The organism is Streptomyces flavovariabilis (assembly GCF_000725785.1).
Classification (GTDB): domain Bacteria; phylum Actinomycetota; class Actinomycetes; order Streptomycetales; family Streptomycetaceae; genus Streptomyces; species Streptomyces hawaiiensis.
Window position 1 is genome coordinate 63,863 of record NZ_JNXD01000008.1, and the last position, 21,145, is coordinate 85,007.

The following is a 21,145-nucleotide window of genomic DNA, read 5'->3' on the forward strand; positions in this document are numbered from 1 at the left end:
GCCGGGGTGCGCCGTCACCCCGGAGGTGTTTGTGTCCTGAACACATCAAGAACGGTAACCGCGTCCGTCCGGGGCGAACACCCCTTGCGTCAGGATCGATCGGGCTTTCTCCCAGCACTGGACAAAGCGGGATTCGTGCAGGTCGGAGAGGGGACCGGCGATGGTACCGATCCCCGCCCCCGACCTGCTCGGGGTGCCTGGTTCAGCTGTTGAACGCGGCGTCGAACGACGCGCTGGGCGGATCGAAGTCGAAGGCCTTCAGCCGCGTCAGCGCCTCGGGCGCGCCCTGGAGGCGGTCCATGCCGGCGTCCTCCCACTCGACGGAGACCGGGCCCTGGTAGTCGATGGAGCGCAGCATCCGGAAGACGTCCTCCCAGGGGACGTCACCGTGCCCGGCGGAGACGAAGTCCCAGCCGCGCCGCGGGTCACCCCAGGGCAGGTGGGAGCCGAGCCGGCCGTTGCGTCCGTCGAGGCGCTTGCGGGCCTCCTTGCAGTCAACGTGGTAGATCCGGTCGCGGAAGTCCCAGAGGAAGCCGACCGGGTCGAGGTCCTGCCACACGAAGTGACTGGGGTCGAAGTTGAGGCCGAACGCGGGGCGCCGGCCGACGGCTTCGAGGGCCCGCTGAGTGGTCCAGTAGTCGTAGGCGATCTCGCTGGGGTGGACCTCGTGCGCGAACCGCACGCCCTCGGCGTCGAAGACGTCCAGGATCGGGTTCCAGCGGTCGGCGAAGTCCTGGTAGCCCCGCTCGATCATCGCCTCGGGGGCGGGCGGGAACATGGCGACCAGGTGCCAGATGGCCGAGCCGGTGAAGCCGATGACGGTGTCGACACCGAAGGCGGCTGCGGCGCGGGCGGTGTCCTTCATACGGTCCGCGGCGCGCTGCCGGACTCCTTCCGGGTCTCCGTCGCCCCACACCTGCGCCGGCACGATGGCCTGGTGGCGCTCGTCGATGATGGCGTCGCAGACGGCCTGGCCGGTCAGGTGGTTGGAGATGGCCCAGCACTTCAGGCCGTACTTGTCGAGAAGGGCCCGGCGGCCGTCCAGGTACGACGGATCGGCGAGGGCCTTGTCGACTTCGAAGTGATCGCCCCAGCAGGCGAGTTCCAGGCCGTCGTAGCCGAAGTCCCGGGCCAGGCGGCAGACCTCCTCCAGGGGCAGGTCCGCCCACTGGCCGGTGAAGAGCGTGAAAGTGCGCGGCATCGAAAACGAGCCTCCTCAGACCGCGATCGGCGTGTAGACGGAGTTCTTCTCGGCGCTCTCCTCCACCGCGGCGAGCACCCGCTGCACCTGGAGCCCGTCGGTGAAGGAGGGTTCGGGGCGGCGGCCCTCGGCGATGGCGTGGACGAGGTCGCGGGCCTGGTGGACGAAGGTGTGCTCGTAGCCGAGGCCGTGGCCCGGCGGCCACCACGCCTCCAGGTAGGGGTGGTCTGCTTCGGTGACGAGGATGCGGCGGAAGCCCGCCTCCGTGCCCGGCTCGGTGCCGTCGTGGAAGGACAGCTCGTTGAGCCGCTCCAGGTCGAAGGCGAGCGAGCCGCGCTCGCCGTTGAGTTCGATGCGCAGGGCGTTCTTGCGTCCGGTGGCGTAGCGGGTGGCCTCGAAGGAGGCGATCGCGCCGGAGGGGAAGCGGGCCGTGAACAGGGCCGCGTCGTCCACCGTGACCTCCCCCGTGCCGGCGGCCGAGACGGCGGACAGTCCGCTCGTGGCGCCGGTGGGCAGAGGCCGCTGCCGTACGAAGGTCTCCGTCAGCGCGGAGACGCCGGCCAGCGGCTCCCCCACCAGGTACTGCGCGAGGTCGATGATGTGCGCGCCCAGGTCGCCGAGCGAGCCCGAGCCGGCCTGCTCCTTGCGCAGCCGCCAGGTCAGCGGGAAGCCGGGGTCGACCAGCCAGTCCTGGAGGTACGTCACGCGGACGTGCCGCAGCCTGCCCAGGCGGCCCTCGGCGACCATCCGGCGGGCCTGGGCGGTGGCCGGCACCCGGCGGTAGTTGAAGCCGACCATGGCCATCTGGCCGCGCGCGTGGGCCGCTTCGGCCGCCCGGGCCATCGAGGTGGCCTCCTCGACGGTGTTGGCCAGCGGCTTCTCGCACAGCACGTGCTTGCCGGCGGCCAGGGCGGCGAGCGCGATCTCGGCGTGGCTGTCGCCGGGGGTGCAGATGTCGACGAGGTCGACGTCGTCCCGTTCGACGAGGGCCCGCCAGTCGGTCTCGGTGGAGGCCCAGCCGTGCCGGTCGGCCGCCGCGCGGACGGCGGCGGCGTCCCGGCCGCAGATCACGGCCTGCACGGGGTTCAGCGGCAGGTCGAAGACGCGGCCCGCGGTGCGCCAGCCCTGGGAGTGCGCGGCGCCCATGAAGGCGTAGCCCACCATCCCCACGCGCAGGGGTGGTTTGCCTGCCTCGGTCCCATCTGACTGCGCTTGCGGCTGTCCCATACGGGTGTCCTCCTCGTCCTGGTCGGGGTGGCGCACGTGGGGGGTGCGGGGTGGCTCACTTGAAGCCGGTGGACATGTACTGGTCGACGTTGGTCTTGTCGACGACGGCCGAGTAGAGCGTGAGCGACGACGGGATCTCGAACTCGGCGAGGCCGCCGATGCCCTTGCTCTGGCCGAGGGCGCGGGCGAGGTCGATCGCGGAGGCGGCCATGGTCGGCGGGTACAGCACGGTCGCCTTGAGTACGCCGTCGTCCTGCTTGATGGCCTGGAACGCGGAGAGCGCGCCGGCGCCGCCGACCATCAGGAAGTCGTCGCGCCCGGCCTGCTCGATGGCGCGCAGCGCACCGACACCCTGGTCGTCGTCGTGGTTCCACAGTGCGTCGAACTTCGACTGGGCCTGGAGCAGCTGGGCCATCTTGGCCTGCCCGGACTCGACGGTGAAGTCGGCGGCCTGCCGGGCGACCTTCTTGATGTCGGGGTAGTTCTTCAGGGCGTCGTCGAAGCCCTGGGTGCGCTGCTTGGTGAGTTCCAGGTTGTCCAGGCCGGCCAGTTCGATGACGCGGGCGCCCGACTTGCCCTTGAGTTTCTCGCCGATGTAGTGCCCGGCGCTGAGGCCCATGCCGTAGTTGTCGCCGCCGATCCAGCAGCGGTAGGCCTGCGGGGTGTTGAAGATGCGGTCGAGGTTGACGACCGGGATGCCGGCGCGCATGGCCTTCAGCCCGACCTGGGTGAGGGCCTTGCCGTCCGCCGGGAGCACGACCAGGACGTCGACCTTCTTGTTGATGAGGGTCTCGATCTGGCCGATCTGCTGAGCGGTGTCGTTGGAGCCCTCGGTGATCTCCAGGGTGACGTCGGAGTACTTCTCGGCGCGGCTCTTGGCGTTGTCGTTGATGGCGTTGAGCCAGCCGTGGTCCGCCTGCGGTCCGGCGAAGCCGATGGTGACCTGCTTGCCGGGCTTGTCGTCGGCGGCCGGCTGGTCGTTGGCGGCCGGCTCGTCCTTGGAGTCGGACGGCTCATTGCTGGTGCACCCCGTGAGGAGGGCACCGGCGGAGACGGCGGCGGCCCCGAAGAGCAGCCCTCTGCGGCTCGTGTTCTCTGGCATGGCGGTGAACCCTTTCCTCAGGTCGTGCTCGCGGTACGGCGCTGGACCAGCACGGCGGCGACGATGATCGCGCCCTTGGCGATCTGCTGGACGTCGCTCTGCAGGTTGTTCAGGGCGAAGATGTTGGTGATCGTGGTGAAGATCAGGACGCCGAGCACCGAGCCGGTGATGGTGCCCCGGCCGCCGGTGAGGAGGGTGCCGCCGATGATCGCGGCGGCGATGGCGTCGAGTTCGTAGAGGTTGCCGTTGGTGTTCTGGCCGGAGCCGGACAGGATGATCAGCAGGAAGGCGGCGATGCCGCAGCACAGCCCGGACAGCAGGTAGAGGTAGAGCCGCTGGCGGCGGACGTCGATGCCGGCGAGCCGGGCGGCCTCCGGGTTGCCGCCGACGGCGACCGTGCGGCGTCCGAAGGTGGTGCGGTTGAGGACCAGCCAGCCGATGACGGTGACGACGGCGAACACCATGACCAGCGGCGGGATGCCGAGGACGTAGGCGTCGCGCTCCCCCAGGTCGAGGACGGACGGCACGGTGACGATCTGCGTCTTGCCGTCGGTGATCTGCAGGGCGAGGCCGCGGGCGGAGGCCAGCATGGCGAGGGTGGCGATGAACGGAACCATCGCGCCGTAGGCGATGAGCACCCCGTTGACCAGACCGCAGCCGACTCCGACGACCATCGCCGTGAAGAGGATGCCGGCGAAGCCGTACTCCTGGGTGGCGACGGTGGTGGCCCACACGGAGGCGAGGGCCACGATCGCGCCGATCGACAGGTCGATGCCGCCGGAGACGATGACGAAGGTCATGCCGACGGTGACGACGCCGATCACGGACGCCTGGGTGAGGACGAGTTGGAGGTTGCGGGTGTCGAGGAACTCGTCGGGTTTGGTGATGCCGCCGATGAGGATCAGCGCGGCGAGCACGCCGAGCAGGGACAGGGTGCGGACGTCGGCGCGGATCAGCGTGCCGCGCCAGGCGGGGGGCCGGGCCGGGGGCACCTTGTCGGTGCTGCTGTCCCGCGGCGGGGAGACGGGCTGCGTCATGACGCCGGGCTTCCTTCCATGACCAGGTCGAGTACGCGGTGTTCGTCGAGTTCGCGCGCGGGCGCCGTGTGGACGACACGCCCTTCGCGCAGCACCAGGACACGGTCGGCGAGGCCGAGCACCTCGGGCACCTCACTGGAGACCAGCAGCACGGCGAGGCCCTCGTCGGCGAGGCGGCGGATGACCGCGTAGAGCTCGGCGCGGGCGCCGACGTCGACGCCGCGGGTGGGTTCGTCGAGCAGCAGCACCTTGCAGCCGCGCAGCAGCCAGCGGGCCAGGACGGCCTTCTGCTGGTTGCCGCCGGACAGGGTGCGCACGGGCACGGACGGGTTGTCGGGCCTCAGCGACAGCTCGCGGGTCGCGGCCCGGGCGGCGCCGAGTTCGGCGCCCCGGTCGATCCAGCCGCCGCGCGCGAAGCGGGACATGGAGGAGACCGACACGTTGCGGGTGACGGACTCCAGCATCAGCAGGGCCTGCGCCTTGCGTTCCTCGGGGGCGAGCCCGAGTCCGGCCCGGACGGCGGCCCGTACGCTGCCCGGCTTCAGCGCCTCGCCGTCGACCCGTACGTGACCGGTCGTCGGTTTGCGGGCGCCGTAGACGGTCTCCAGGATCTCGGAGCGGCCCGAGCCCACCAGGCCCGCGAGCCCGACGATCTCACCCGGCCGCACCTCCAGGTCGAAGGGCTCGAACTCTCCTTTCCTGGACAGTCCTTGTACCTTCAGCACGGGCTCGCCGGGGGGCGGGGAGACGGGCCGGTCCGGGAAGACGTACTCGACGTTGCGACCGGTCATCAGCGCGACGACCTCGCGGGTCGGGGTCGACTTCGCGGGAAGCCCGTTCGCGACGGCCCGTCCGTCCTTCAGCACCGTCACCCGGTCGCCGATGCGGCGGATCTCCTCCAGACGGTGCGAGATGTAGACGACGGCGACTCCGGCGGCGGTGAGGTCGCCGACGATGCGGAAGAGGTTGTCGACCTCGTCCGGGTCGAGGGCGGCGGACGGTTCGTCCATCACGATGAGCCGTACGTCGTGGGAGAGCGCCCGCGCCATGGACACGATCTGCTGCTGGGCCGCCGACAGCTCCCCCACGAGCCGGGCCGGATCGATCTCCGCATGTCCAAGCCGCTTCAGCAGTGCGGCTGTTGAGGACCTGGCGGCCTTTCCCCGTACGACGAAGCCGGCGGTGGTCGGCTCATGCCCGAGGTGGACGTTCTCGGCGACCGACAGGTGCTCCACGAGGTCGAGTTCCTGGTAGATGGTGGCGATGCCGAGGCGCATGGCGGCGATCGGCGAGCGGAGGGTGACCTCGTCGCCGCGCCAGCGGAGGCGGCCGGTGTCGGGCTGGTGGGCGCCGGCGAGCACCTTGATGAGGGTGGACTTGCCGGCCCCGTTCTGGCCGAGCAGGCAGTGCACCTCGCCGGCCTGGACGTCGAGGTCGACGGCGTCGAGGGCCCGGACTCCGGGGAACGACTTGGTGATGCCGGACATGCTGAGCAGCGGTGGTTCTGATGCCATGAGGTCCCCTTGGCGGGCGTGCGGGCCGGTTTCAGGGCAGGGCAAAGCAGGGCGCGGTGCTGGTACGCCGTACTGGACCGAGTGCTTACGCGGGTGAGAACAGGTGGTCGCTGATGAGCCGGGCCGCGCCGATGACTCCGGCGGTGGGGCCCAACTCGCCCAGGACGATGGGCAGGTTGCCGGTCGCCAGTGGCAGCGACTGGCGATAGACCTGGGTGCGGATCGCGGCGAGCAGAGTGTGGCCGAGGCCGGTCACCCCGCCGCCGATCACCACCAGGCCCGGGTTGAAGAAGCTGACCAGGCCGGCGATGACCTGGCCGGTGCGGTTGCCGCCCTCGCGGATCAGCTCGAGGGCGGTGGCGTCGCCGGCGGCGGCCGCGGCGGCGACGTCGACGGCGGTGAGGCCGCCGTTCGTCTCCAGCCGTGAGGCCAGTTCGGCCGAGAGCCCCTGCTGGGCGGCCTCCACGGCGTCGCGGGCGAGGGCCGCCCCGCTGAAGTGGGCCTCCAGGCAGCCCCGGTTGCCGCAGGCGCACGGGCGGCCGTCGGGGACGGCCTGGATGTGCCCGATGTCGCCGGCGCTGCCCGTCGTACCGCGGTAGACCTCACCGCCGACGACGATGCCACAGCCGATGCCGGTGCCGATCTTGACGCAGAGGAAGTCGGCGACGGTGCGGGCGACGCCCGCGTGCTGCTCCCCCATCGCCATGAGGTTCACGTCGTTGTCGACCATGACGGGGCAGCCGAGTTCCTGGCTGAGCGCCTCCCGCACGGGGAAGCCGTCCCAGCCGGGCATGATCGGCGGTGCCACCGGGATGCCCTCGGGGAAGCGGACCGGGCCCGGGACGCCGATGCCGGCGCCGTCGAACCCTTCCGCGAGCCCGGAGGCCCTCAGTTTCGCGGCCATGGCGAGGACCTGCTCGAAGACCGCGACGGGGCCTTCGCGCACGTCCATGGGCTGGTTGAGGTGCCCGAGGGTCTCCAGTTCGGCGTTGGTGACGGCGACGTCGATCGAGGTCGCGCCGATGTCGACGCCGAGGAAACGCAGTTCGGGGTTGAGCCGGACGTTGTGGGAACGACGGCCACCGCGCGAGGCGGCGAGTCCGTCGGCCACGACCAGGCCCGTCTCCAGCAGCCGGTCCACCTCCACGGCCAGCTTGGACCGCGAGAGGTCGACCTGGTCGCCCAGCTGGGCACGGGAGTTGGGCCCGCCGTCACGCAACAGCTTGAGGAGGCGGGCCTGATGGGCGTTCGCGGGTCGTGCGGTCATGCGTCTCACGAGCCCCTCCCCGCCTCGATCGGCCTGTGCGCGCCGGTTTTCCGCCACCTCGGTGGCTTGCTTTCGGAGGGAACGTAGCAGCGGCTGCCGGAGGTGGGAAGAAGTCGCGCAGGAATTGCCCTCTACTTTTTCCACTCACAGGACAAAGAAGCGGTGACGGGTGCCTTGCCTCGCAGGACGGGCGAGGCGGCGCTACGAGCGGGAACGCGCGTGGTACGACCGGCGCGTGTGTTCCGTGTGGTCGCGCATCAGCTGGGTGGCGCGCTGTTCGTCCCGGCCGGCGATCGCGGCGATCAGTTCGCGGTGCTCGATCCAGGACTGGTGGCCCCGTTGGCGGGCCACCGGCGTGTAGTACCAGCGCACACGCCGGTCGACCTGGGCGGCGAGTTCGGCGAGGACCGCGTTGCCGGCGAGCTCCATGACCTTGGCGTGGAAGCGGGCGTTCATGGCGACGGCCCCGTCCACGTCGTCGGCCTCGACGGCCTTCTCACCCTCCGCGCACAGCGCTTCCAGGGCGGCGATACCCGCGCTGTTCGCGTTGGCCGCCGCGAGGCGGGCCGCCTCGGCCTCCAGGAGCGTACGGACCGTGAGGAGCTGGTCGGCCTCCTCCTCCGTCGGCTCGTGCACGAACGCGCCCTGAGCGGGCCGCAGATCGACCCACCCCTCGGTGTTGAGCCGCTGCAGCGCCTCGCGCACCGGCTGCCGGGAGACTCCGAGATGCCCGGCGAGTTCGCTCTCGACGAGATGCTGGCCGGGCTGCAGCGCACGGGTGGTGATGAGTTCGAGCAGCGCCTCGTAGACACGGTCACGCAGCGGACCCGGGCGTTCCAGCTTGGGTACCGCCCCCTGGGGCAGGCCTGTCGACAGCATCGCGGTCCCCCTCCTCGGCAGGGCCGTGCACGGTGCGGCGCGAGCCGGTGCCGCCGCAGAGCCAGTATCGATTGTCTTTCGTCTACAGTCTACGGCGCACAAGAGCCAGGGGTTCGGGGAGTTGACCGCGTCACACCGCCCTGGCCCTCACGGGCAGCGCACGACCTGCCCCGCGTACGACAGGTTCCCGCCGAAGCCGAACAGCAGCACCGGGTCGCCCGTGACGAGGGCCCCCTGCTCGACGAGCTTGGAGAAGGCCAGCGGGATGCTCGCGGCCGAGGTGTTGCCGGACTCGGTGACATCGCGCGCGACGACCGCGTTGACGGCGCCGATCTTCTCCGCGAGGGGCTCGATGATGCGCAGGTTCGCCTGGTGCAGCACGACTCCGGCGAGGTCGGCCGGTTCCAGCCCGGCACGCTCGCAGGCCCGGCGCGCGATGGCCGGCAGCTGCGTGGTGGCCCAGCGGTAGACGCTCTGGCCCTCCTGGGCGAAGCGCGGCGGGGTGCCCTCGATGCGCACCGCGTTGCCCATCTCGGGCACCGAGCCCCACAGCACCGGCCCGATCGCCGGCTCGTCGGCGGCCTCGACCACCGCGGCCCCCGCCCCGTCGCCGACGAGCACGCACGTACTGCGGTCGCTCCAGTCGGTCACGTCGGACATCTTGTCGGCCCCGATGACCAGCACCCGGCTCGCGCCCCCCGCGCGGACGGCGTGGTCGGCGGTGGCCAGGGCGTGGGTGAAGCCGGCGCACACGACGTTGAGGTCCATGGTGGCGGCCTGCGGGATGCCCAGGCGGGCCGCGACCCGGGCGGCCGTGTTGGGTGAGCGGTCGACGGCGGTGGAGGTGGCGACCAGCACCAGGTCGATGTCCGCCGGGGTCAGTCCGGCGGCCGCGAGGGCCTTGGCGGCGGCGTGGGCGGCCAGTTCGTCGACCGGTTCGTCCGGTCCGGCGATGTGGCGCGTGCGGATGCCCACCCGGCTCCTGATCCACTCGTCACTGGTGTCCACCAGGCCCGCCAGGTCCTCGTTGGTGAGCACCTTGGCGGGCTGGTAGTGGCCGACGGCGGCGATGCGCGAGCCGTTCATTGGGTGGATCCCCCTCGTTGCCTTGGGTAGCGGATCCTCCAGTCTGATCAGTGACTCACGGGTACGACGGCAGCCAAGGTGACAGGAAACAGGCCCCGGGGTTGTCAGCTTCGGTCAGCACCTCGGGCTCCCGGGCACCTGTCGAACTCCTAGCCGGTGAACAGCTGCGTCGCCTTGCGCACCAGTTCGTACAGCCCGTAGGCGAGCGGTACGCCCACCCACACCCAGGCGAAGGCGATCAGCCACCGCCGGTCCGGGCTAGGCGGACTCTGAGCGCTGTCGCCGGACATGGGCGGCCTCCTTCGGGGCGGGGACGTGGTGGCGGGGGTCGACGGGCCGGATCAGTTCGTTGGCGACGAAGCCGACGACGAGCAGCCCGATCATGATGACGAACGACAGCCCGTACAGGGACGCGCCGTGCCGGCCCGCCTCCTCCTGGCGGTCGGCGATCCAGTTCACGATCAGCGGGCCGAGCACCCCGGCCGTGGACCAGGCGGTGAGCAGCCGTCCGTGGATGGCACCGACCTGGTACGTACCGAACAAATCCTTCAAATAGGCCGGAACCGTGGCGAAACCACCGCCATAGAAGGAGAGGATGACCAGTGCGCTCAGGATGAACAGCGGCTTGGAGGAGTCGCCGAACAGGGCGATGAGCGCGTACATCAGCGCACCGACGCCCAGGTAGACGCGGTAGATGTTCTTGCGGCCGATGAGGTCGGACGTCGACGACCAGCCGATGCGGCCCGCCATGTTCGCCGCGGACAGCAGCGCGACGAAGCCGGCGGCGGCCGTCACCGACACGGGGGTGGAGGTGTCCGCGAAGAAGTCCGTGATCATCGGCGCGGCCTTCTCCAGGATGCCGATGCCGGCGGTGACGTTCATGCAGAGCACGATCCACAGGAGCCAGAACTGCGGGGTGCGGATGGCCCGGTTCGCGGAGACCTGCGGGCCGGCGGGGGCTTGTCGCGCAGTTCCCCGGGCCTCTGGGGCATGACGCGGAACCCGGACCAAGAGCACGCCCAGGAGCATGAAGACGGCGTACGACAGTCCGTGCACGAGGAAGGCGAGCGCGATGCCGGAGCTGTCGCTCCCGAACGACTCCAGCATCTGGGACGACCACGGTGAGGCGATGAGCGCCCCGCCGCCGAAGCCCATGATGGCGATGCCGGTGGCCATGCCGGGCCGGTCCGGGAACCACTTGATCAGCGTGGAGACGGGCGATATGTATCCGATGCCGAGGCCGATGCCGCCGACGAAGCCGTAGCCGAAGACGATCAGCCAGTACTGCTCCAGGGACGCGCCCAGCGCGGAGAGCAGGAAGCCGGAGGAGAAGCAGATCAGGGCGACGGTCATGGCCCAGCGCGGGCCCTTGCGCTCCACGAGCGTGCCGCCGAACGCGGCGGACAGGCCCAGCATGACGATGCCCAGCTGGAAGGGCAGCGCGCTCTGTGTGCCGCTGAGACCGAGCGCGGACTCCAGGGGCGGCTTGAACACGCTCCAGGCGTAGGCCTGGCCGATGGAGAGGTGGACGGAGAGAGCGGCGGGCGGAACGAGCCAGCGGCTCCAGCCCGGGGGCGCGACTGGGGGACTCATGAACCCCGGACGGTAGGGATCCGCACGGAAGTTGAGAAGGCGGCGCGTCGACCGTATGCGGTGAGCGGTATTCAGCATGCGCCGAACGGTCGGCGCCCAGACCCTTGCCGCCCCAACCTCCATACTGTAGACAATATTTCGTCGACACAAGCCGTCCGCGAGCCATACGCGGCCCGTGGGCGGCCGGCCGGCAGCCACCTCCGCGGTATCCCTCAAACCGAACGGAGTGTTCCCGTGAAAGTCGCAGTTCTCGGCGCCGGTGCCATCGGCGCCTACGTCGGCGCCGCGCTCCACCGCGCGGGTGCCGAGGTGCATCTCATCGCCCGTGGACCGCATCTGGCGGCCATGAGGCAGCACGGAGTCCGGGTGCGCAGCCCACGCGGCGACTTCACCGCGCACCCCCACGCCACCGACGACCCGGCCGAAGTCGGTCCGGCCGACCATGTCTTCCTGGGCCTGAAGGCCAACGCGTACGCGGCGTGCGGGCCGCTGATCGCGCCCCTGCTGCACGAGACGACCTCGGTCGTCGCGGCCCAGAACGGCATCCCCTGGTGGTACTTCCACCGGCACGGCGGCCCGTACGACGGCCACCGTGTCGAGAGTGTCGACCCGCACGGCGCGGTCAGTGCGGTGCTCGCGCCCGAACGGGCCATCGGATGCGTCGTCTATGCGGCGACCGAGCTCGAACAGCCGGGAGTGGTCCGGCACTTGGAGGGCACGCGGTTCTCCATCGGCGAGCCCGACCGCAGCCGCTCCGCCCGCTGTCTCGCCTTCAGCGAGGCCATGCAGGCGGGCGGACTGAAGTGCCCGGTCGAACCGGACCTGCGGAGCGACATCTGGGTCAAGCTGCTCGGCAACATCTCCTTCAACCCGATCAGCGCGCTGGCCCGCGCCACCATGCGGCAGATGTGCCTGCACGGCGGCACCCGCAAGGTCATCGAGATCATGATGGCCGAGACGCTGTCGGTCGCCCAGGCCCTCGGCTGCGAGGTCGGCGTCTCCATCGAGCGCCGGCTCGCGGGGGCCGAGCGGGTCGGCGACCACCGCACCTCCACGCTCCAGGACCTGGAGCGCGGCAAGCCGCTCGAACTCGACGTGCTGCTCGCAGCGGTCGTCGAACTGGCGGAGATCACCGGCGTGGAGGTGCCCACCCTGCGCACCGTGCACGCCATCTCGGACCTGCTCGCGCTGAGGAGCGCCGCATGAGCAAACGCGACCGGACCCCCAAGACCTACGCCCGGCTCACCCACCCGCTCGTCCGGGACTCCCGCGACGAGCCCTTCCGGCAGGCCACCTGGGAGGAGGCCCTGGACCGGGCCGCCCAGGGCCTCGGACGCAACCGCGACGCCTTCGGCATGTTCAGCTGCGCCCGCGCCACCAACGAGATGAACTACGTGGCGCAGAAGTTCGCCCGGGTCGTCATGGGCACCAACAACGTCGACTCCTGCAACCGCACCTGTCACGCCCCGAGCGTGGCGGGCCTGTCGGCGGCGTTCGGCTCCGGCGGCGGGACGTCGTCGTACGAGGAGATCGAGCACACCGACGTCATCGTGATGTGGGGTTCCAACGCCCGGTTCGCGCACCCGATCTTCTTCCAGCACGTGCTGAAGGGGATCAGGAACGGCGCCCGGATGTACGCGGTCGATCCGCGCCGGACCTCGACCGCCGAGTGGGCGGAGAGCTGGATGGGGCTGAACGTCGGCACGGACATCCCGATGGCGCACGCGATCGGCCGCGAGATCATCCACGCGGGGCTCGCGAACGAGGCGTTCATCGAGCGGGCGACCAGCGGTTTCGAGGAGTACAGGGCCCTGGTCGAGCCGTGGACGCTGTCGCTCGCCGAGAAGGTGACGGGCGTACCGGCCGCGGCGATCCGCGAGCTGGCGCACGCCTACGCCCGTGCCGAACGGGCCCAGTTGTGCTGGACCCTGGGCATCACCGAGCACCACAACGGCACCGACAACGTCCGCGCCCTGATCAACCTGTCCCTGCTCACCGGGCACGTCGGCCGCTACGGCTCCGGCCTGCAACCCCTGCGCGGGCAGAACAATGTGCAGGGCGGCGGTGACATGGGCGCGATCCCCAACCGGCTGCCCGGCTTCCAGGACATCCTGGACGCGAGCGTCCGTCTGAAGTTCGAGTCGGCCTGGGACACCGTGATCCAGCCGCACTACGGCCTGAACCTCACGGAGATGTTCGAGGCCATGGAGGACGGCACGCTCAAGGCCGTGTACTGCATCGGCGAGAACCCGGCCCAGTCCGAGGCCGACAGCGAGCAGGCCGTACGGCGGCTGACGTCGCTCGACTTCCTGGTCGTGCAGGACATCTTCCTGACGAAGACCGCCGAGCTCGCGGACGTCGTCCTGCCCGCCACGGCCGGCTGGGCGGAGACCGACGGCACCACCACCAACAGCGAGCGGCGGGTCCAGCGCGTCCGCAAGGCCGTCACCCCGCCCGGCGAGGCCCGCGAGGACATCGACATCCTCTGCGACCTCGCGGCCCGCCTCGGCCACGACTGGAAGTACGCCGACGCCGAGACCGTGTGGAACGAGCTGAGGGCCGTCTCGCCCGACCACTACGGCATGACGTACGAGCGTCTGGAGGAGCACCAGGGCATCCAGTGGCCCTGCCCGAGCACGGACGGGATCGAACCCACCTATCTGCACGGCCGGTTGTGGGAGACCGACCCCGTCAGGCGCGGCCCGCTCGCTCCGTTCGGGATCGTGCGGCACGACCCGCCCGTGGACCTCACCGACGAGCGGTATCCGATCCGGCTCACCACCGGGCGGCGGCTCGACTCGTACAACACCGGAGTGCAGAGCGGGAGTTACTCCTCGCCACTGCGGCGCGGCGAGTTCATCGAGCTGAGCCCGGAGGACGCCGAGCACCACGGGGTCGTGGTCGGCGAGCACGTCCAGGTGACCTCGCGGCGCGGGTCGGTGACCGCGCCGGTGTGGGTGGACCCCGCGCTGCGGCCGGGGCTCGCCTTCATGACCATGCACTTCCCGGACGAGGTGGACACCAACCGGCTGACGATCGAGGCGAACTGCCCGATCGCGGGGACGGCGGAGTTCAAGGCGTCGGCGATCCGGATCGAGAAGCTGCCCATCGCGACCATCGTGGGGTGACGTAAGTGGACCTGCACTTCGGCGACAGCAAACCGACGGACGAGGAACGGACGGCCGTCGACGCCCTGCTGGGGCCTCCGGAGTCCTCCTGGGAGGGCGCCGACCGTTCCGACGCCGATCTGAGGTGGGCGCGTGGCGGACGCGAGGCCCGGGACCGCCGCGACCTGCTGTTGCCGGGGCTGCACGCGATCAACGACCGGGTCGGCTGGATCAGTGACGGCGCCCTCGACTACCTGTGCCGGCGGCTGACGGTGCCGCCGGCGGAGGCGTACGGGGTCGCCACCTTCTACGCCATGTTCTCCGTCCGGCCGCGTCCTGCGACCGTGCTCCACGTGTGCACGGACCTGGCGTGCGCGGCGGCCGGGGCGCCGGAGCTGTGCGCCGGGATCGAGGAGCGGCTGGGCCTCGGCAGCGGCGTGAGTGTCGAGCGCAGCCCCTGCCTGGGCCTGTGCGAACGGGCCCCGGCCGCCCTCGCGATCAAGGCCGGGGACCCCGTGCGTACCGCGGTCTCGGCGCCGGCGACCGTCCAGGGCGCCGTGCTCGCCGCGAGTTCGCCCGGCTCCGCGCCCGAGGAACCGCCGGCCGCGCTGGCGGTGCCCCAGGCGGGGCAGGACGGTCTGCTGCTGCTGCACCGCGTCGGCGTGGTCGACCCCGCGTCCCTCGACGACTACCGCGCCCACGGCGGCTACACCGCCCTGCGCCGGGCCTTCGAGCTGGGTCCCGCCGGGGTCATCCGCGAGGTCACCGACTCGGGCCTGGTCGGGCGCGGCGGCGCCGCATTCCCCACCGGCCGCAAGTGGCAGGCCACGGCGTCCCAGCCGGACCGTCCGCACCACCTCGTCTGCAACGCCGACGAGTCCGAGCCGGGCACTTTCAAGGACCGGGTGCTCATGGAGGGCGACCCGTACGCGCTCGTCGAGGCGATGACGATCGCCGGTTACGCGACCGGGGCACACCGGGGCTACCTCTACCTGCGCGGCGAGTACCCGCGCGCCCTGCACCTGCTGGAGCACGCGATCGCGCAGGCCCGCGCGCGGGGACTGCTCGGCGACGACGTCCTCGGGCAGGGCTACGCCTTCGACATCGAGATCCGGCGCGGCGCGGGCGCCTACATCTGCGGTGAGGAGACGGCCCTGTTCAACTCCATCGAGGGGTACCGGGGCGAGCCGCGCTCGAAGCCGCCGTTCCCCGTGGAGAAGGGCCTGTTCGGCAAGCCGACGGTCGAGAACAACGTGGAGACCCTGGTCAACGTCCTGCCGATCCTGACCATGGGCGCCCCGGCGTACGCGGCGATCGGCACCCGGCGTTCCACCGGACCCAAGCTGTTCTGCGTGTCCGGGACCGTGGAGCGGCCTGGTGTCTACGAGCTGCCGTTCGGCGCGACACTGGGCGATCTGCTCACGCGAGCGGGGGTGCGTGACGGGCTGCGGGCGGTGCTGCTCGGCGGCGCGGCCGGTGGGTTCGTGCGCGCCGACGAGCTGGACATCCCGCTCACCTTCGAGGGCACGCGCGAGGCCGGCACGACACTGGGCTCGGGAGTGGTCATGGCCTTCGACGACACCGTGCCCCTCCCACGGCTGCTGCTGCGCATCGCGGAGTTCTTCCGGGACGAGTCGTGCGGGCAGTGCGTGCCGTGCCGCGTCGGGACGGTGCGGCAGGAGGAGGCGCTGCACCGGATCGTGGAGCGCACCGGCGCCGGCGCCGCCGGGGACATCGCGCTGCTGCGGGAGGTCGGCCGCGCCATGCGGGACGCCTCCATCTGCGGTCTCGGCCAGACCGCGTGGAACGCCGTGGAATCCGCCATCGACCGTCTGGGGGCGTACGAATGACCGTCACACCGCTGGGGATCCCGCGCCGCATGCTGGAGTTCACCCTCGACGGCGAGGAGGCCCGGGTCCCCGAGGGCTCGACCGTCCTGGACGCCTGCCGGGCGGCCGGGAAGGACATCCCGACCCTGTGCGAGGGCGACACACTGCGGCCGAAGAACGCCTGCCGGGTCTGTGTCGTGGAGGTCGAGGGGGCCAGGACGCTCGTCCCGGCCTGCTCCCGCAAGGCCGAGCCGGGCATGGAGGTGCGCACCGACACCGAACGCGCCCGGCACAGCCGCAAGGTCGTCCTGGAGCTGCTCGCGTCCTCGGTCGACCTGTCGACGACGCCGAAGGTCGCCGGGTGGCTCAAGGAGTACGAGGCGAAGCCGGACCGCTTCGGCCCGGCCGCGGCGCGGCTCAACGAGGAGCCGAAGGTCGACAACGACCTGTACGTGCGCGACTACGACAAGTGCATCCTCTGCTACAAGTGCGTCGACGCCTGCGGCGACCAGTGGCAGAACTCCTTCGCGATCTCGGTCGCCGGGCGGGGTTTCGACGCCCGGATCGCCGTGGAGCACGACGCGCCGCTGACCGACTCGGCGTGCGTGTACTGCGGGAACTGCATCGAGGTGTGCCCCACCGGCGCGCTGTCCTTCAAGTCCGAGTTCGATATGCGCGCGGCGGGCACCTGGGACGAGTCGCGGCAGACGGAGACGACCACGGTGTGCGCGTACTGCGGAGTGGGCTGCAACCTGACGCTGCACGTGCAGGACAATGAGATCGTGAAGGTCACCTCGCCGCACGACAACCCGGTGACCCACGGCAACCTCTGCATCAAGGGCCGCTTCGGCTACCAGCACGTACAGAACCGGGGCTGATCAGGACATGGGACGAGTCACGGAACGACGCAAGGTGCTCCGCATCCGGGACGGGGTGGTCTCCAGCCGCCCGGACACGCTCGTCGCCGAGGAACCCCTGGAGATCCGGCTCAACGGCAAGCCCCTGGCGATCACCATGCGCACCCCCGGCGACGACTTCGCGCTGGCGGCGGGCTTCCTGGTGAGCGAGGGGGTGCTGGGCGGGCAGCGTGACCTGCGGAACATCGTCTACTGCGCGGGGGCCACCGCCGACGGGTCGAACACGTACAACGTGGTCGACGTGCAGACGGCCCCGGACGTGGTGATCCCCGACATCACGCTGGAACGGAACGTCTACACGACGTCCTCCTGCGGTCTGTGCGGCAAGGCGTCGCTGGACGCGGTGCGCACCACAGCCCGGTGGCCCATCGCCGACACTCCCCCGGTCCGGGTCACCCCCGAGCTGCTCGCGAGCCTCCCCGACCGGCTGCGCGCGGCCCAGCGGGTCTTCGACCGGACCGGCGGCCTGCACGCGGCGGCCCTGTTCTCCGAGGAGGGCGAGCTGCTGGACGTCCGGGAGGACGTGGGCCGGCACAACGCGGTCGACAAGCTGGTCGGCCGCGCCCTGCAGAACGGCGAGCTGCCGCTGTCCCGGGCGGTCCTGCTCGTGTCGGGCCGGGCCTCCTTCGAGCTGGCGCAGAAGGCCGTGATGGCCGGCATTCCGGTCCTGGCGGCGGTGTCGGCCCCGTCCTCGCTGGCGGTGGACCTGGCCGCCGAGACGGGCCTGACGCTGGTGGGCTTCCTGCGGGGCAGCTCCATGAACGTGTACGCGGGTGAGGACCGTATCGCCCTGCGGGCCGCGGCCGCCCAGGGCTGAGCAGGTTCCTCCGCGACACGGCGGCGGGGCCCCGACCGGCGGGGAGCGCCCCCTGCGCCGCAGGGGCCCCGTCTCGGCCTGACGTCGGCCTCAGTCGGTCACGCCGGATATCCGCAGCAGCATGTCCGTGAACCGCTCCCGTTCGGCCGCCGACAGCGGGGCGAGCAGCTCGTCGTTGGCGGCGCGGGCCGCCACCTCGCAGCGCTTCAGCAGCCGGGCGCCCTCCCCGGTGAGGGACACCGCGTTCTTGCGGCGGTCCCTCGCGTCCGGCTCGCGTACCACCAGACCGGCCGTCTGGAGGTCGTTGAGCACGCCGACCAGATCCTTGGGGTCCAGCCGCACCGCGCGCCCGAGATCGGCCTGGGCGACGGGGGCGAGGTCGCGGACGGCGGACAGCACCACGTGGTGCCACATCCGCATGTCCTCCTCGGCCAGCGCCTCGGCCACCAGGGCGCGGCCGCGGGCGGCGGCGCGGCCGAGCAGCCAGCTGGGCAGGGAGCGGATCGCGGGCAGGGGGGCTTCCGACATGGCCGCAGCCTAACCAAGTAATCGTTGGTTCTTCCTATGATCCTCCTATACCGTTGGGCTCCCCAACGAATCCGTGGGGCACACCAACGACCCCGGAGGTGCGATGCGCCGCGTCCGCTACGAATCCCGAGGCGGTCCCCTGTTCGTGGAGGAGGCGCCGCTCCCCGAGCCCGGCCCCGGAGAGCTGCTCGTGCGCGCGGAGGCGATCGGCGTCACGCTTCCGGTCGTACGCAAGGTCACCGAGGCGGCCGAGCCCGCCCCGCTCGGCGGCGAGATCGCCGGGGAGGTCACGGCCGTCGGCGAGGGCGTCACCCGCTACGGCACCGGCGACCGGGTGACCGGGCTGTGCCTCGGCCACGGCTACGCCGACTTCGCACTGCTGCACGAGGCCATGGCCTCCCCGGTCCCGCGGGACGCGAGCGCCGTCGACGCCGTCGCCCTGGTCCGCAGCGGCCTGGTCGCCCTCGGCGCCCTGGAGGCGGCCCGGCCCCAGCCGGGCGAGGCGGCCCTGGTCACCGCGGCCGCGAGCGGCGTCGGCCAGCTGGCCGTGCAACTGGCCACCACGCGCGGCGCCGGACGGGTCGTGGGAGCCGTCTCCGACCCGGCCAAGGCCGACTTCGTCCGGGGCCTCGGCGCCGACCACGTCATCACGTACGGCGACGACGGCTGGGGCACCCCGGTCGACTACGTCCTGGACGCGGTCGGCGGGGAGCTGCTCACCCCGGCTCTCGCCGCACTCGCCCCGGAGGGGCGGCTGGTGGCGTACAGCTCGGGGGGCGGCATCATCCAGGCGTACGACCTGCTCGTGGGCGCCAAGTCGGTGATCGGGTTCCAGCTGGCCCGCATCGCCCGCGGGAAGCCGGAGTTGTACGAGCAGTGGCGCGAGGAGCTGTGGCGGCTGTTCGCGGCGGGCGAGCTCAGGCCCGCCGTCCACGGGGAGTTCGCCCTGGAGGACGCGGCCAAGGCACACGGGGAGATCGACGAGCGGTCCAACCTCGGCAAGGTCGTCCTGATCCCCTGACGCACGCTTCTTGTGGGGGGTCTGTGAACCCAAGTACCGTCTGTGGCCCGCACATTGGACGTGGAATGTCCGGATGACCGGATGTCTGTCCCATGCTCCGGTGGTCCGGTGCCGACAGCCGCATGAAGGGCAGGTCGCACCATGCCGTCAAGTCTTCGCGCACGTCTGAGATCCACCCTGACAGCCGCTCTCGCCGCCGGGGCGCTGCTCGCGCCCACCGCGCCGGCACACAGTCAGTCCGTCACGGCCTTACCGGAGTTCGAACAGCAGGTGCTCTTCAAGGCGTCCCAGGACCCGGGCTACGCCTGCTTCCGGATCCCGGCGATCGTGCGCACCACCAGCGGCACCCTGCTGGCCTTCGCCGAGGGCCGCGTCCTCAACTGCGGTGACGCGGCCGACATCGACATCGTCGTCAAGCGCTCCACCGACGGCGGCCGCACCTGGGGGCCGCTCCAGGTCGTCACCGAGGGCGCGGGCGACACGCACGGCAACCCGGTGCCCCTCGTGGACCGCAGGACCGGCCGGATCCTGCTGGCCGAGACGTTCAACACCGGCCGTACGGACGCCGGCAACTGCACCGTCCCCTGCGACCGCACCCCGCACCTGCAGTACAGCGACGACGACGGCCGGACCTGGTCCGAGCCGCGCGATCTGAGCGACGAGATCCTGCCCGAGCACTGGAACTCCTGGTACGCGACCGGCCCGGTGCACGGTATCCAGCTGACCCGCGGCGAGCACGCCGGGCGGCTCGTGTTCGGCGTCAACACCGAGACGTGGAACGGCAGCCGGGTCTCCGCCAACCACGCCGCGCTCATCGTCAGCGACGACGGCGGCGACTCCTGGCGGGCCGGCGCCACGGACACCTGGCCCATAGCGCAGGACGGCACGTTCCGGCAGAAGCCGTCCGAGGTGACGCTCACCGAGCGCGCCGACGGCGCGCTGCTCGTCAGCGGCCGGGAACAGGACGGCACCGACCTGGGCCACCGCTCCCAGACCCTCAGCCTGGACGGCGGCGACAGTTTCGCCGCACCGTTCCGCGGCCTCCCGGACCTGTACACCCCGCAGGTCCAGGGCGCGACCTTGCGCCTGGGCCACCGGATGCTGCTGTCCGCTCCGGCGGACCCCGACCGCCGCCGCACGATGATGGTCCGCTCCTCCTACGACGGCGGGCGCACCTGGGAGAGCGTGGACCGGGGCACGGTCGTCACCACCGACTGGTCCGGCTACTCCGACATGGCGGCGGTGGGCGGCACGACGGTGGGCCTGCTGTACGAGGGCGGCGCGGTCGACGCCCGCGACGAGATCCGCTTCGCCCGCTTCACCGAGGACTGGCTCACACCGCGCCGGGGCGCCGACCCGACCACGCGCGACGCGGCGGCGGGCGCCAAGCCCGCGGCGGTGCTCGGCGGTGCCGTGCGGACGGCCGGCGTCCGCGGCGGAGCGCTGTCCTTCGACGGCACCGACGACGCCGTACGGCTGCCCTACCGGTCGCGGCTCCCGCTCGGGGAGGGGGACTTCACGGCCTCGTTGCACTTCCGCTACACGGCCACGACCGGCGAACAGCCCTTCCTGTGGATGGGCGGCATCGGCACCACCCAGCCGCAGATCTGGCTGCGCGGGGAGCCGGCGAGCGACCGGGTCCGGGGGCTGATCACCACCCGGTCGGGTGCGACGACCGTCAGGTCGGCCTCGGTCTGGACCGACGGCGCCCACAACGACGGCCGTTGGCACCATCTGGCGCTGCGCCGCGGCGGAGGGCGGCTGACGCTCTTCCTCGACGGCGAGGCGCTCGGCACCGCGGACGTGCCGGGCTCGGTCAGTCGCAACTCCCCGTTCGGCGTGCACATCGGCCAGCGCATGGACAGCCGGGCGTTCCTCACCGGGGCGATCGACGACGTCCGGGTGTGGAACCGGGCCCTGAGCGACAAGGAGCTGGCCTCAGGTGCCTCGGACGCGGCTCCCCGGGGCACGGTGCTGTGGCTGCCCATGGACCAGGTGAGCGGCAGCAACTAACGTCGCG

The 21,145-nt window shown here is 71.5% G+C and carries 18 protein-coding genes; 7 read left to right on the top strand and 11 right to left on the bottom strand.

The features are described from left to right. Window positions 1-202: 202 nt before the first annotated feature. The 10 genes from IO24_RS0116145 to IO24_RS0116190 form a co-directional block, all read right to left on the bottom strand. Window positions 203-1,201 carry a sugar phosphate isomerase/epimerase family protein gene (locus IO24_RS0116145; RefSeq protein WP_031136305.1) on the bottom strand — a complete coding sequence of 333 codons (999 nt, stop codon included), beginning with the start codon at window positions 1,199-1,201 and terminating at the stop codon, window positions 203-205. Between the two features lie 15 nt (window positions 1,202-1,216). After that, window positions 1,217-2,428 (bottom strand): Gfo/Idh/MocA family protein, encoded by a 1,212-nt coding sequence (locus IO24_RS0116150; protein ID WP_031136307.1) that lies wholly within the window; start codon window positions 2,426-2,428, stop codon window positions 1,217-1,219. 55 nt (window positions 2,429-2,483) lie between these two features. Further along, window positions 2,484-3,530 carry a substrate-binding domain-containing protein gene (locus tag IO24_RS0116155; protein WP_031136309.1) on the bottom strand — a complete coding sequence of 349 codons (1,047 nt, stop codon included), beginning with the start codon at window positions 3,528-3,530 and terminating at the stop codon, window positions 2,484-2,486. A 17-nt stretch (window positions 3,531-3,547) separates the two neighbouring features. After that, window positions 3,548-4,567: an ABC transporter permease gene (locus IO24_RS0116160; protein WP_031136310.1), complete on the bottom strand. Its 1,020-nt coding sequence runs from the start codon at window positions 4,565-4,567 to the stop codon at window positions 3,548-3,550. After that, window positions 4,564-6,081: a sugar ABC transporter ATP-binding protein gene (locus IO24_RS0116165; RefSeq protein ID WP_031136312.1), complete on the bottom strand. Its 1,518-nt coding sequence runs from the start codon at window positions 6,079-6,081 to the stop codon at window positions 4,564-4,566. Before IO24_RS0116165 ends, IO24_RS0116160 begins: the two co-directional genes overlap by 4 nt. Before the next feature lie 85 nt (window positions 6,082-6,166). Continuing rightward, window positions 6,167-7,348, bottom strand: a complete 1,182-nt coding sequence (locus IO24_RS0116170) for an ROK family transcriptional regulator (RefSeq protein ID WP_031136314.1) — start codon at window positions 7,346-7,348, stop codon at window positions 6,167-6,169. Window positions 7,349-7,549: 201 nt separating this feature from the next. Beyond that, complete coding sequence (locus IO24_RS0116175) at window positions 7,550-8,227, bottom strand: GntR family transcriptional regulator (RefSeq protein ID WP_031136316.1); 678 nt, start codon at window positions 8,225-8,227, stop codon at window positions 7,550-7,552. Between the two features lie 147 nt (window positions 8,228-8,374). Then, window positions 8,375-9,313 (bottom strand): beta-ketoacyl-ACP synthase III, encoded by a 939-nt coding sequence (locus IO24_RS0116180; RefSeq protein ID WP_031136318.1) that lies wholly within the window; start codon window positions 9,311-9,313, stop codon window positions 8,375-8,377. Between the two features lie 149 nt (window positions 9,314-9,462). Further along, a complete protein-coding gene (locus IO24_RS45660; RefSeq protein ID WP_167551616.1) occupies window positions 9,463-9,603 on the bottom strand; it encodes an MFS transporter small subunit in 141 nt (46 codons plus the stop codon). Beyond that, window positions 9,572-10,906 (bottom strand): OFA family MFS transporter, encoded by a 1,335-nt coding sequence (locus IO24_RS0116190; RefSeq protein WP_031136320.1) that lies wholly within the window; start codon window positions 10,904-10,906, stop codon window positions 9,572-9,574. The genes IO24_RS45660 and IO24_RS0116190 overlap by 32 nt, the downstream gene beginning before the upstream one ends. Before the next feature lie 234 nt (window positions 10,907-11,140). Here IO24_RS0116190 and IO24_RS0116195 point away from each other — a divergent pair, with 234 nt between their 5' ends. The 5 genes from IO24_RS0116195 to fdhD are packed head-to-tail and all read left to right on the top strand — an operon-like array spanning window position 11,141 to window position 17,576. Then, entirely contained in the window at window positions 11,141-12,112 is a 972-nt protein-coding gene (locus IO24_RS0116195) for a 2-dehydropantoate 2-reductase (RefSeq protein ID WP_031136322.1), read from the top strand. After that, window positions 12,109-14,034: a molybdopterin oxidoreductase family protein gene (locus tag IO24_RS0116200; RefSeq protein WP_031136324.1), complete on the top strand. Its 1,926-nt coding sequence runs from the start codon at window positions 12,109-12,111 to the stop codon at window positions 14,032-14,034. Before IO24_RS0116195 ends, IO24_RS0116200 begins: the two co-directional genes overlap by 4 nt. A gap of 5 nt (window positions 14,035-14,039) precedes the next feature. Continuing rightward, window positions 14,040-15,863, top strand: coding sequence for an NAD(P)H-dependent oxidoreductase subunit E (locus tag IO24_RS0116205; RefSeq protein WP_031136325.1), 1,824 nt, complete (start codon window positions 14,040-14,042; stop codon window positions 15,861-15,863). Further along, on the top strand, window positions 15,860-16,720 hold the full coding sequence (locus IO24_RS0116210) for a 2Fe-2S iron-sulfur cluster-binding protein (protein WP_031136327.1): 861 nt from the start codon (window positions 15,860-15,862) through the stop codon (window positions 16,718-16,720). The genes IO24_RS0116205 and IO24_RS0116210 overlap by 4 nt, the downstream gene beginning before the upstream one ends. A gap of 7 nt (window positions 16,721-16,727) precedes the next feature. Continuing rightward, window positions 16,728-17,576: a formate dehydrogenase accessory sulfurtransferase FdhD gene (fdhD, locus tag IO24_RS0116215; RefSeq protein WP_031136329.1), complete on the top strand. Its 849-nt coding sequence runs from the start codon at window positions 16,728-16,730 to the stop codon at window positions 17,574-17,576. 90 nt (window positions 17,577-17,666) lie between these two features. Here the strand turns inward: fdhD and IO24_RS0116220 are convergent, their stop codons facing one another. Beyond that, complete coding sequence (locus IO24_RS0116220) at window positions 17,667-18,104, bottom strand: MarR family winged helix-turn-helix transcriptional regulator (protein ID WP_031136331.1); 438 nt, start codon at window positions 18,102-18,104, stop codon at window positions 17,667-17,669. Window positions 18,105-18,207: 103 nt separating this feature from the next. Between IO24_RS0116220 and IO24_RS0116225 the strand changes: the two genes are divergently transcribed. Together IO24_RS0116225 and IO24_RS0116230 are read left to right on the top strand one after the other, a co-directional pair. Next, window positions 18,208-19,125, top strand: a complete 918-nt coding sequence (locus IO24_RS0116225; protein ID WP_031136332.1) for a quinone oxidoreductase family protein — start codon at window positions 18,208-18,210, stop codon at window positions 19,123-19,125. Between the two features lie 141 nt (window positions 19,126-19,266). Further along, window positions 19,267-21,138, top strand: coding sequence for a sialidase family protein (locus tag IO24_RS0116230; RefSeq protein ID WP_031136333.1), 1,872 nt, complete (start codon window positions 19,267-19,269; stop codon window positions 21,136-21,138). Window positions 21,139-21,145 lie beyond the last annotated feature (7 nt).